We start from the raw sequence: 12095 nt of genomic DNA, 5'->3' as shown, positions 1-12095 counted from the left end.
GCGCCCATGTCCACCGAACGGAACCAACGCTTCGGCCGATACGAGCTCCAGTCCCTCCTGGGCCGGGGCGGGATGGCGGAGACGTGGCGCGCGAAGCTCGTCGGTGCCGCGGGCGTCACCAAGCCGGTCCTCATCAAGATGGTGCTGCCCGAGTTCGCCAACCACTCGGACTTCATCTCCCGGTTCATCAGTGAAGCGCGCATCTCCTCCACGCTGTCCCACGGCAACATCGCCCAGGTCTTCGAGTTCGGGCGCGTCGAGGGGCAGTACTTCCTCGCCATGGAGCTGGTCGACGGCCAGCCCCTCCATCGCGTCCTGAAGCGCGCCGCCAGGCTCGGCCTGCCGCGACTGCCGCCTCCGCTCGCCGCGTACATCGCCCTGGAGATGTGTCGGGGCCTGCACTACGCGCACACGCGCACCGACGAGAAGGGCGCCCCGCTGGGCATCGTCCACCGCGACATCTCTCCGGACAACGTCCTCATCAGCTACGAGGGCCAGGTCAAGATCGTCGACTTCGGCATCGCCAAGGCCCGCATGGCCCGCGACTTCGAGACCCAGCCCGGCGTCGTGCGCGGCAAGTACCTCTACTTCTCCCCCGAGCAGGCCAAGGGCCTGGAGGTCGATGCCCAGAGTGACGTCTGGTCCACGGGGCTCGTGCTCTACGAGATGCTCTGCGGACAACCTCCCGTCACCGGCACCCAGGCCTCGGTGATGCTGCGGCTGGCCTACGGCGAGTTCCCTCCACCCCGACACCTTCGCCCCAGCCTCCCCGCCGAGCTGGACGCGCTCATCATGTCCGCCCTCTCGGTGGACCTGTCCGCGCGCTTCCACTCCGCGCATGTCTTCGCCGAAGGGCTCGCGGAGTTCCTCTACTCCCAGAACCGCTCGTTCTCGTCCCAGGACCTGGCGCACGCACTCCGGCTGCTCTTCCGCGAGGACCTCCAGAAGGAGGGACGCACCCTCAACGTCCCTCGCTCCTTCGAGGAGGAGTTCGCGTCCTGGCGCACCTCCGAGGCCCGCTCCAGGCCCCCCTCGAAGCCGCACCCCCGGGAGACCCTGGAGCTCCCCGCCGCTCCACACCCCGGCACCATGCCCCTGGCCAGGAGTCCGGACCTGGACCGCACGGTGCTCGATGCCGCGCGCCTGTCCGGCGAGCCGCCCACGCAGCTGCTCGGCGCGTTCGGGCTCATGTCGCGCCTGTGGCTCTCCCGCAGATGGCGTGTGGCCGGACTCGTGTCCCTCGGGGGGATCGGCACGGTGCTCACCGGACTCCTGATCGCCCGCGCCATCCCCTCGGACTCCACCGGCACTCCGGTAGCGGGGGACGACACGCGGCCCGTGACCGGCGAGCTGCGCCCTCCCGCCGTCATCGCGTATCCCGTGAAGGAGCTGATGCTCGAGGCGGACCGCGATGTCCTCATCGTTCCGCGGACGTTCCGGACCTTCGAGTCGCTCGACCCCTCGCGGACCTATGCGCTCGGCGACGCGACGGTCCCCGCTCAGGACGAGCCCGAGGTCCTCACCCCCGACGTCGACGGGCCGACCCCGGTCTTCCATCTGCTGTCCGGGGACGCGGACACACTCCCCGAGGCCGTCCGTCTCGGTCAGGTGACGCTCGCCCCGACGCGCTTCTCGGGGGCCCGCTTCGCCTCGCTGTTCAGGCTGGGACCGCCGGGGCTTCGCGCCATCCCCGGACGCACCATCCGACTCGCGGGCCGTGGCCGCGAAGAGTTCCAGACCACGACCTTCCGCCCGGACGCGGAAGGCCTCCTCCTGAAGCGAGCGCTCACGCTCACCGGTCTGGATCCGGCGGTCCTGTACTCCCTCAAGCTGGAGCCGACCGAGCGCGACGCGTTCCTCCACGGACCCAAGGCAGGACCCGCGCGCGCCGTCCTCTGCGCGCAGTGGGTGCCCGACGCCGATGCGGCGCCACGCAACGCCCCCAGGCCCGAGCGGGAAGGGGCCCTGCTCCAGTTCCTCCTCTCCGTCGGTACCGAGCGTCGCGTTCGAGGCGTGCTCGGGCTGCGGTGTGCATTCATCGACGACAGCGTGGACGGCAACTCGGGCGCGCTGCGGCTGCGCATCGAGGAGCCCGAGCCCTCCCAGCGTCCGCCTCCGAAGAAGGCGCGGAGCGCGGACGTGGGGACGCTGGTCCTGCAGATGCGGCAACGGCTGCAGGCCGGTGACGCCGGGGGCGCGCGCTCGCTCGGGGAGAAGTGTCTGTCCTTGGCCCCCCAGCACGCGGAATGTCTGCTCATGTCCGGGACCGCGTCGACGCTGGAGGGGCGCCCGGACGAGGCGGCGCGCCTCTACAGACGGTTCCTGGAGCTGCATCCCCGGCATGCACAGACGGAGGTCGTGAAGGGCTTGTTGTCAGGTCTGGAAGGGGTGGATCCACCGCGGTGAGCGTTCGTTCGTGACCTGTCGTATCTTCCGCGCAAGGCCCGGGGGGGCACTCATGGCGCATGATCCACATGAGCAGTTCGGACGCTACGAGCTCCAGTTCCTCATCGGCCGTGGCGGCATGGCGGAGACGTGGCGCGCGCGGCTGCTCGGCGCCGCCGGAGTCACCAAGCCCGTCCTCATCAAGAAGGTCCTGCCCGAGTTCGCCGACGACGACGCCTTCGTCTCCATGTTCATCAGCGAGGCGCGCATCTCGGCCTCGCTGTCCCACGGCAACGTCGCGCAGGTCTTCGACTTCGGGATGATGGATGGCCAGTACTTCCTGGCCATGGAGCTGGTGGATGGACAGCCGCTCAATCGCGTCCTGAAGCGGGGCGCGCGGATGGGCCTGCCGCGTCTGCCCATCCCCCTGGCCGTCTATGTCGCCCTGGAGATGTGTCGGGGATTGAACTACGCGCACACGCGCACGAACGAGAGGGGCGTGCCGCTGGGCATCGTCCACCGCGACATCTCTCCGGACAATGTCCTCATCAGCTACGAGGGCCAGGTCAAGATTGTCGACTTCGGCATCGCCAAGGCCCGCATGCTGCGCGGCTTCCACACGGAGCCCGGCGTCGTGCGCGGCAAGTACCTGTACTTCTCCCCCGAGCAGGCCCGGGGGCGCGACGTGGATGCTCGCACGGATATCTGGGCCACGGGACTGGTGCTGTACGAGATGCTCTGCGGACAGCCTCCCGTGGTGGGCCCCGAGCCGGTGGTCCTCACCCGCATGGCCCAGGGCGACTTCCCGCCGCCCATCCAATTGCGCCAGGAGCTGCCGCCCGAGCTGAATGAGCTGATCCTCAAGGCGCTGTCGGTGGACGTGGCGCGGCGCTTCGAGTCCGCCAATGCCTTCGGCGACACGCTGGCCGCGTTCCTCTATTCGTTCGCGCCCCGGTTCTCGACGATGAACCTGGCCTACCTGGTTCGTGAGCTGTTCCGGGAGGACTTGCAGAAGGACGGCCGTGAGCTCCAGGTCCCTCCCGCCTTCGTCGAGGAGCTGTCGACGTGGCGCGAGCAGGAGTCACCAGGCTCCGGTCCCCGAGCCCCGCTGCCGGACGTGACGCCCGAGGATGCTCGACCCACGACGCCCGGAGTGGGGGCCGGGGTTCGCCCCGCGCCATCCGGTCCTCCGCTGGCGTCCACGCGGCCCACGACGCCTGGACCCGCGAAGGCAGTGAGAGGGGATGGCGGGGCAGGGGAGCGCTCGACCGGCGGGGGAGCCTCGCCAGCAACGCCGCCGCGCGCCTCGACGTCGGGGTCAGCGACCCGGTCCACGCCGCCTCGGTCCGCGGTGACTTCCGGCCCCCGGGCCATGCCTGGCGGCGCGGTGTCCTCGGTGGAGGCGTCGAACGGTGGAGCTCCGAGTCCGACGACTCCGGGCCCCTCATCACCGCGTCGAACCCAGACGTCTGGGGAGCTGCCTGCGTCCTCGGCCAGCACCTCCGAGGCGCGGTCGTTCTCGGCGTCTCCAGCACGTCGTACCCGCACCGAGGGCTCGTTGCCCGCGGCACCTGAGCTCACGGTGCCCGCGTTCGCATTCTCCGCTTCCGCTCCGTCGGGGCCATCCGTGTCGCCGCCTCCTCGACGCACCCGCACGGAGGGCTCGCTGGCCGCGGTGGTCCCCGAGGCTCCCGACTCCACGGTGCCGGAGTTCTCGCTCTCCGCTTCGAACCCGTCGGGACCTTCATCGTCGCCGCCCCGACGCGCCCGCACGGAAGGCTCGCTGCCCTCGGTGGTCCCCGAGGCTTCCGAGTTCACGATGCCGGAGTTCTCGCTCTCGGCGTTGATCGCATCGGGACCTTCGTCGACGACGCCACCGCGTCGCACGCAGACCTCGACCTTGTTCTCCGTGGCGAGCGATGACGCGGCGGAGAACACGATGCCCGCGTTCTCGGTCTCCGCCTCGAGCTCGTCGGGGGGCTCGGTTTCGTCACCTCGCCGTACGCAGACTGCGGGCTCGCTCCCCGCGGCGGTTCACGACGCCTCGTCGGCCGTGAGCACGCCCACCGTGCGGTTCCCCTCGGTCCAGGGGCCTTCCTCGTCGTCACCACACCGCACCCAGACCTCGGGCTCGATGCCCAGCGACCTCCAGGAGGTGTCGTCGGCGCGCGCGGCGAACAGCCATCCGGAAGGGTACCCCGGATCCGCCCAAACAACCTCGGGGGCGGCTCCTCCGCTTCCACGTCGCACGCAGACCTCGGGCTCGATGCCCATGGTCCTCCAGGAGGTGCCGTCGGCGCGCGCGGCGACCAGCTATCCGGAGGGGTACCCCGGATCGGCCCCATCCACCTCGGCGGCGGCCTCTCCGCCCCCACGTCGCACCCAGACCTCGGGTCCGGTTCCCCTGGTCGCCCAGGACGCGTCGACTCGTGCGGCGAGCTCGCCCGCGGAGGGGCACTCAGCTCCCGCGCCAGGAACCGTGGCGACCTCCACTTCGTCGCCACGTCGTACTCGCACCCTCGGCTCGATTCCCGCGGTCGTCCCGGAGTCATCCGCGCGTGCGGCGAGCGCCTCCGTGGAGTCACCGCACCCAGGGGCCACCTCCGCGACGCCGGGGGCGCCACGTCGTACCCACACCCTGGATTCAGCTCCCAGGGCCATCCCGGAAGCCTCCACACGTGCGGCGAGCGCGCCCACGGAGTTGCTCCACTCCGACTCCGTTACCTCGCTGCCGCCACGTCGCACGCACCCCCTGGGCCCGGCGCCGATGGGGGTTCCAGCGGCCGCGACCCGCGCCGCGAGCGCGCCCACGGAGGTGCTTCGCTCGGACGCCGTGCCGACCCCGCCTTTCCCCGCGTCGCCGCCTCCGCGTCGCACGCTGCCCGCGGGGATGGCGCCCATGTCGAATCAGGAGGCCTCGGCGCGCGCCGCGAACGCGCCCACCGTGGTGCTGAACTCGGTTCCCGCCGGGAGCGCGCCCACGGTCCGGCTCGCCTCCATCTCCATCCCGAGGCGTCATCGTCGAACCGTCATCGCCGCGGGCGCCGCCCTGCTGCTGCTCTCCGCGGTGGCCATCCCCTTCCTCGTATCGAGGCGGTCCGAGCCCGGGGAGATCTCCCCGACCCAGCCCATCCCCGCTCCGACGGGACCCGGTGGGGCGAACCCCCTCCGTCCGCAGGCGCGACCCCAGCCTGCCCCCGGTGACCCGACCGCCGCGTCCCCGGACCCACGGCCGCTCGTGGCCGTCTCGCCCCACGGTTCGCCAGGAGCCGACGGCACCGAGCCCACCGACGAGCCCGAGTCCGTGGGCGAGTACCCGAAGGAGACGGCCTTCGTGCTCGACTCGAAGCGCCACGTCCTGCGCGTGCCGCTCGACCTGGTCGCCTTCTCCCGCCTCGATGCCTCGGCCAGCTACAGCTTCTGGGGGATGACGCAGGCGAAGTGGATGGCCGACCCGCTCATCCAGGAGCCCACGCCGCGCAGGGAGCCCCTCGTCTTCTTCCTGCTCTCCGGAGACGCGGTCCGTCCCGAGGTCCGCGAGGGCATCGTGTCCCGCCACCCCATCACCCTCCAGGGCGTCCGCGCCATCTCGCTGTTCACCCTCGGCGAGCCCACGCGAGAGGACCTCTCGCCCCAGTCCGTCTACCTCCGCAAGGTCAACACCGAGGACCAACAGCGCTTCACCTTCCACCCCGAGCCCATGCGCCTCTCCGCTCGCAAGGGCTTCCTCATCAAGGGGCTCGACGTCCGGCAGACCTATGCCCTCTCACTCGTGCCCCGAGGGGAGGGCGTGTTCCTCCGAGGCCGCGCGCACGGCCCGGCCGCCCAGGTGGCCTGCCTCGAATGGTCTCCCCACGAGTCCGCCCCGGGCCCCCGCGAACCGGGCGCCCATGCCGAGCAGCCCCTGCAGGTCCTCATCTCCGAGTGGCGAGAGGCCCACGTCCGCGGCATCCAGGGCATGCGCTGCGCCTTCATCGACGACGCCAGCTTCGACAACGAGGGCGAGGCCGAGGTCCACGTCACCCCATGGGAGAAGGCGCGCCGGCCCTCCACCCCGAATCACGAGGAGGCCGAGCGACTGGCCCTCCAGGCGCAACGGCTGGCGCGCTCCGGTCAGCACCACGACGCCTTCCTGCTCGCCGAGGACTGTCTGCGCATGGCTCCCGAGCAGCCCGACTGCCTCGTCCTCTCCGGCGCCATGCAGCTCTTGCTCGGGAGGACCGAGGGCGCCCTCGAGCGCTACCGGACCTTCGTCAAGCGGCACCCCCACCACCCCGAGGCGCGCTCGGTGAATGGCATCCTCCAGACGTATGGCCAGACAAATTCAGGGAAAACGCCCCCGCCCCTCGGGAGATGAGAGGTCGCGGGTATTCCCTGACGACCCTTTTTGAACGGGATGCCCCGGGATACCCTACGCCGCAATGGCGAATGCGCAGCACGAACAGTTTGGCCGGTACGAGCTCCAGTCGCGAATCGGCCGCGGGGGGATGGCGGAGACCTGGAGGGCCCAGCTGTTGGGGGCCGCGGGGGTCACCAAGCCCGTCCTCATCAAGAAGGTGTTGCCGGAGTACGCCAACGACGAGGCGTTCGTCTCCATGTTCATCAGCGAGGCGCGCATCTCCGCCTCGCTGTCGCACGGCGCCATCGCCCAGGTCTTCGACTTCGGGCAGGTGGATGGCGAGTACTTCCTGGCCATGGAGTTCGTGGACGGGCAGCCGCTCAACAAGGTGATGAAGCGCGCGCTGCGCTCGCAGTTCGCCAGCCTTCCGGTGCCCATCGCCACGTACATCGCCCTGGAGATGTGCCGGGGGCTGCACTACGCGCACACTCGCACGGACGACAAGGGTGAGCTGCTGCACATCGTGCACCGGGACATCTCCCCGGACAACGTGCTCATCAGCTACGAGGGCCAGGTCAAGATCGTCGACTTCGGCATCGCCAAGGCGCGCTCGCTGCGCAGCTTCGACACCGCGCCCGGCGTGGTGAAGGGCAAGTACCTGTTCTTCTCCCCCGAGCAGGCCCGGGGCGAGGAGGTGGACGCGCGCACGGACGTGTGGGCCACGGCGGTGGTGTTGTTCGAGATGGTGTGCGGCCGGCTGCCCCTGGAGGGGCCCGAGTACGCGGTGCTGCACAAGCTGCACACGCGCCAGCCGATGCCTCGCGCGCGGGACGTGCGGCCGGACGTGCCGGTGCGCCTGGACGCCATCCTCCACAAGGCGCTCGCGGTGCGGAAGGAGGACCGCTTCGAGTCCGCGCATGCCTTCGGCGACGCGCTCGCGGGGTTCCTCTTCAAGGCCGCGCCACGCTTCTCCGCGATGTCCGCCGCCTACCTGCTGCGCGAGCTGTTCCGTCCCGACATGACGGAGCTGGGCAAGGACACCAAGGTCCCCGCCTCGTTCGTGGAGGAGCTGTCCGTCTGGCGCGCCACCACCAACCTGCTGCCCCGGCCCACGGAGCTGTCGGCCCCGGAGTTGCGCACCGAGCCCGCGACGCAGGAGAGCCACCCGAGCGAGCTGCCCGACGGCGGTCAGAGCCTGGCGGAGGACGAGGACGACACGGACGGCAACTCGCCGGACCGGGGCGGCTTCTTCGAGAACGGCTTCCGCATCTCCACGCACCACGTCGTGGTGGGCACGGGGCTGCTCATCCTGCTGGCGCTCCTGTGGTCGTCCTTCGACCGGCTCAAGGCGGACTGGATGCCGCCGGAAAAGCCCGCGAGCGCGGGGCCGGCGAGGCCCCCGCTGCCCGGCCCGCAGCTCAAGGACGCGGACGCGCCGCGCGTGGCGCCGGGGCCGCCCGTCGTGAAGCCGGCGCAGCAGGCGGTGGTGACGCCCAGGAAGGAGGGCGTGGACTCCGCCCGGATGCCCGTCGCCTCGTTCCGGCTGGACGCGGCCCGGCACCTGTTCGCGGTGTCCTCCGGGCGCGCGGCGCTGGGCGCGATGGATCCGGCGCACACCTACCGCGTCACGGAGTCGACGTCGCTGACCGCGGCGGACCGGGCCAAGCCCCTGCCGAGCCTCTTCTACCTGCTGACGGGCAAGAACGTCGCGGCGGACGCGGCGGTGGGCATGGTCGGTCGCGACACGCCGCCGGCGGGCGCCGCGTCGGTGATGGTCTTCACGGTGGGCGGGCCCACGCCCCAGGACGACCTTCCCGAGCGCATCGTCTCCGTGGTGAACACCCGCACCCATCAGGAGCGCAAGCTGCTCATCCACCCGGAGTGGATGGTCACCGACGTGGGCCGCAGCTTCCTGCTCGACGGGATGGACCCCTCGGACAGCTACACGCTGTCGCTGTCGTCGGTGGGCACGGGCGCCTTCACCCGCGGCCCGGGGCAGGGGCCGGTGGTGACGGTGGCCTGTGTCCAGCAGGTCTCCCTGGAGCGCGACGGCCCCGGGACGCCTCCGGCCCGCGCCAGGCGCTTCCTCCTGTCCCAGGGCGCGGACGTCCCGCTCACCGGCGTCCACGGGCTCCACTGCGGCTTCGTGGACGATGACCCCTCGGACAACCAGGGCCAGGTGGAGGTCCGCATCACGTCCGCCAAGGGCGCGCTGGACCAGGACTTCGCCGACTCCGCCCGCCCGACGGAGCCCCCTCCGCCGCCCCAGCGCCAGGGGACCGCGAAGGCACCCTCCGGGCCCCGGCCGGCGGCTTCGCTGGTCATCGACGAGACGCCCGAGCCCGAGACCCCGGGCCAGAAGCTGCTGACCGAGGTGCGGGAGCTGCTCAGGTCGAAGCAGTACGAGCCGGCCAGGGCGAAGGCCCGCGAGTGCATCTCCGTGGAGTCTGGGAACTACGAGTGCCACCTGCTGCTGGGCTCGGTGGAGGCCCGGCTCGGGCGCAAGGAGGAGGGGGCGAAGCACTACCGCCTCTTCCTGGACCTGGCGCCCAGCAGCCACCCCCAGGCGAGCAAGGTGCTGCGCGCGCTGCAGGAGTACGAGGGCGTGACGGGCGCCTCCCAGCAATAGGAAGGCCCGAGACGGCCGGGTGTCCGGTGCCGGTCAATCCCGGGGCGTGATGCGGCGAGTCAAAAAGGCGCCGGGTGGGGGCTTGGAAAACCGAGCGGGCCTCCCGTAGAAAGGCGCTCGCATGACGCACTCCCGCATGGTCCGTTCGCTCGCGCTTCCGGTGTTGCTCCTCTCCGCGGCTTGTGGTGACTCCGAAGACTCCATCCCCGTCCGGACCTGCGAGGTGGTGCTGACGTACGCGCCGCAGCAGTCGCTCGTGGGCGCGGTGTCCGTCGCGGGGGAATGGAATGGCTTCTCCTCCTCCGCGCTGCGCATGGCGGACCGGGGTGACGGGGTCTACACCGCGCGCCTGGAGGGGCTGGAGCCGCGCGACTACGGCTACCGCTTCGTCATCGGCCAGCAGCAGGTGATGGACCCGCAGAACCCGTACTCCCGCTGGGTGCGCGCGGAGGAGTACTCGCGCCTGACGGTGCCCGACTGCCGGCAGCCCATGCTGGAGCTGCGCCGCTTCACCGCGACGCCCGAGGGCGTGCTGGACGTGGAGGTCGCGTACGTCGACGGCACCGATGAGGCCGGCCCCGACACGGGCAAGGTGGTGGTGACGCTGGATGGCCAGCCGCGCCCCGACGCGTTCGACGCGAAGACGGGCCGCATCACCCTGCACGAGGAGGCGCTGGGGCAGGGCAAGCACCACGTGAAGGTGGTGGCCACGGACAAGGCGGGCCGCTCGGCCGAGCCGCTCTACCTGCCGTTCTGGGTGGAGCCCCAGAAGTTCCGGTGGGAGTCCGGGCTGATGTACTTCGCCTTCACGGACCGCTTCCTCAACGCCCGCCCGGACAATGACGGGCCGGTGGCGGACGTGGACCCCATCGCCAACTACCAGGGCGGCGACTTCGCCGGCATCACCCGCAAGCTGGAGGACGGCTACTTCGACTCGCTGGGCGTCAAGGTGCTGTGGATCTCGCCCGTGGACCAGAACCCCGAGGGCCGCTTCATCGGCACGGGCGGCAAGTACTACTCGGGCTACCACGGCTACTGGCCCACGCAGCCGCGCACCACGCAGCACCGCTTCGGCTCGCTCGAGGAGCTGCGCGCGCTCACCGCCGCGGCCCACAAGAAGGGCATCCGCGTCATCGCCGACCTGGTGCTCAACCACGTCCACCAGGAGCACCCGTACTGGGTCAATCACCGCGACGACGACTGGTTCAACACCTCCGCCAGCTGCGTGTGCGGCAGCCAGGACTGCGATTGGGAGGAGAAGCGGCTGACGTGCAAGTTCACCGACTACCTGCCCGACTTCAACTGGCGCTCGTCGAACATGGTGGACCAGTTCATCGCGGACACGCTGTGGTGGCTGGAGGAGGCGGACTTCGACGGCTTCCGCATGGACGCGGTGAAGCACATGGACCAGGTGGCCGGCCGCACCCTGCGCGGGCGCCTGCGCGACCTCACCGCGATGACGGGCACCGAGTTCTACCTGGTGGGTGAGACCTTCGTGGGCGCGGATGGTCGCTCCCAGATTGCCCGCTACATCAGCCCCCGCGAGCTGGATGGCCAGTTCGACTTCCCGCTGTACTGGCCGGTGCGCGAGGCCTTCGCGGACGGTCAGAGCCTGGAGCGCGTGGACCAGGCCGTGCGCGAGAACGAGGTCTACTACGCGCCCGGCACGCTCAACTCTCCCTTCCTGGGCAACCACGACGTGGCCCGCTTCATGTCCCAGGCCGCGAAGCAGCTGGACGGGGAGGGCGGAGACCCCTGGAGCAGCGCGCGCCCGGCGGCCACGGTGACGGACGCGGCCGCGTTCGAGAAGGCGAAGTACGGCTTCACCTTCGTGCTCACCCAGCCCGGCGTGCCGCTCATCTACTACGGCGACGAGGTGGGCCTGCCCGGCGCGGGAGACCCGGACAACCGCCGGCTGATGCGCTTTGACTCCACGCTCACCGAGCTGGAGGCGGACCTGCTCGAGCACGTGCGCAAGCTGGGGCAGGCGCGGCGGGCGTCGCCGGCGCTGCAGACCGGCTCGCGGCACACCCTGCGCGTGGAGAAGGACCTGTACGTGTACCAGCGCTCGCTGCCGGACGGACAGGGCGCGGTGGTGGCCATCAACCGGAGCGACGTGGAGCGCCCGCTGGTGGTGGAGCCCCTGGGGAGCCTGGCGGCCAGCGCCGCGACGTACGTGGACGTCTTCAGCGGAAGGACGCTCCAGCTCGCCGGCACGGAGACCCAGCTGGTCGTCCCCGCGCGCAGCGTCGCCGTGTACGTGCCTCGCGCCGAATAGGCCGCTCGGGATGAGGGAGGAGGGGGGCCGCCCCCTTCCGGACCGCGGACCCGGCGACGGGCCGCGGGGACTGCCTGCGACTACGGCTGCGACGGCTGCTGCTGCTTCCCGTGCCGGTAGAAGAGCACGAGGGTGTAGCAGTGGAATTCGTTATCGGACGACTGGCACACCACGCGATCCACGATCTCCAGATCGGAGTTGCTCTTCATCCAACGGGTGACGTTCTCACCCAGCTCCTCGCGCTCCTTCGCCTTGGTGGCGGAGAAGACCTTCACGCCCGTGAACATCGCCTGCCACTCCTTGTGCGGTCCCGACACAGGACAAGGGGGCTTTATCGCACGGGGTGTTCAGAGGTGTCAAAAACCCGGCTTCCTGGCGGGGGGTGTGTGGGTGGCCTCGTGGCGGGGGTTTGCAGCGCGGGGGACATGCCTAGATTGTCCTGGTCGCACCCGGTTGGGGGCGCT

General features: G+C 70.8%; 5 protein-coding genes. 4 read left to right on the top strand and 1 reads right to left on the bottom strand.

The features are described from left to right. The first annotated feature begins 6 nt into the window (after positions 1-6). The 4 genes from K8625_RS17625 to K8625_RS17610 all read left to right on the top strand — a co-directional run bounded on the left by K8625_RS17625 (position 7) and on the right by K8625_RS17610 (position 11631). A complete protein-coding gene (locus K8625_RS17625; protein WP_223783345.1) occupies positions 7-2406 on the top strand; it encodes a serine/threonine-protein kinase in 2400 nt (799 codons plus the stop codon). A 52-nt stretch (positions 2407-2458) separates the two neighbouring features. Next, entirely contained in the window at positions 2459-6742 is a 4284-nt protein-coding gene (locus tag K8625_RS17620) for a serine/threonine-protein kinase (protein ID WP_223783344.1), read from the top strand. Between the two features lie 64 nt (positions 6743-6806). Continuing rightward, positions 6807-9353 (top strand): protein kinase, encoded by a 2547-nt coding sequence (locus tag K8625_RS44470; protein ID WP_370641922.1) that lies wholly within the window; start codon positions 6807-6809, stop codon positions 9351-9353. Between the two features lie 121 nt (positions 9354-9474). Further along, a complete protein-coding gene (locus K8625_RS17610; RefSeq protein WP_223783343.1) occupies positions 9475-11631 on the top strand; it encodes an alpha-amylase family glycosyl hydrolase in 2157 nt (718 codons plus the stop codon). An 80-nt stretch (positions 11632-11711) separates the two neighbouring features. Here the strand turns inward: K8625_RS17610 and K8625_RS17605 are convergent, their stop codons facing one another. Beyond that, a complete protein-coding gene (locus tag K8625_RS17605; RefSeq protein WP_141330411.1) occupies positions 11712-11918 on the bottom strand; it encodes a hypothetical protein in 207 nt (68 codons plus the stop codon). Positions 11919-12095: the final 177 nt, after the last annotated feature.

Origin of the sequence: Myxococcus sp. AS-1-15, from assembly GCF_020037055.1 — a bacterium.
GTDB classification, from domain to species: Bacteria; Myxococcota; Myxococcia; order Myxococcales; family Myxococcaceae; genus Myxococcus; species Myxococcus fulvus.
The sequence above is the reverse complement of the archived record's forward strand: the minus strand, read 5'-3'. Positions and strand labels throughout refer to the sequence as shown.

Coding starts and splice junctions, on each gene's coding strand:
- K8625_RS17625 (WP_223783345.1), top strand. CDS start 7: ATGTCCACCGAACGGAACCAACGCTTCGGCCGATACGAGCTCCAGTCC.
- K8625_RS17620 (WP_223783344.1), top strand. CDS start 2,459: ATGGCGCATGATCCACATGAGCAGTTCGGACGCTACGAGCTCCAGTTC.
- K8625_RS44470 (WP_370641922.1), top strand. CDS start 6,807: ATGGCGAATGCGCAGCACGAACAGTTTGGCCGGTACGAGCTCCAGTCG.
- K8625_RS17610 (WP_223783343.1), top strand. CDS start 9,475: ATGACGCACTCCCGCATGGTCCGTTCGCTCGCGCTTCCGGTGTTGCTC.
- K8625_RS17605 (WP_141330411.1), bottom strand. CDS start 11,918: ATGTTCACGGGCGTGAAGGTCTTCTCCGCCACCAAGGCGAAGGAGCGC.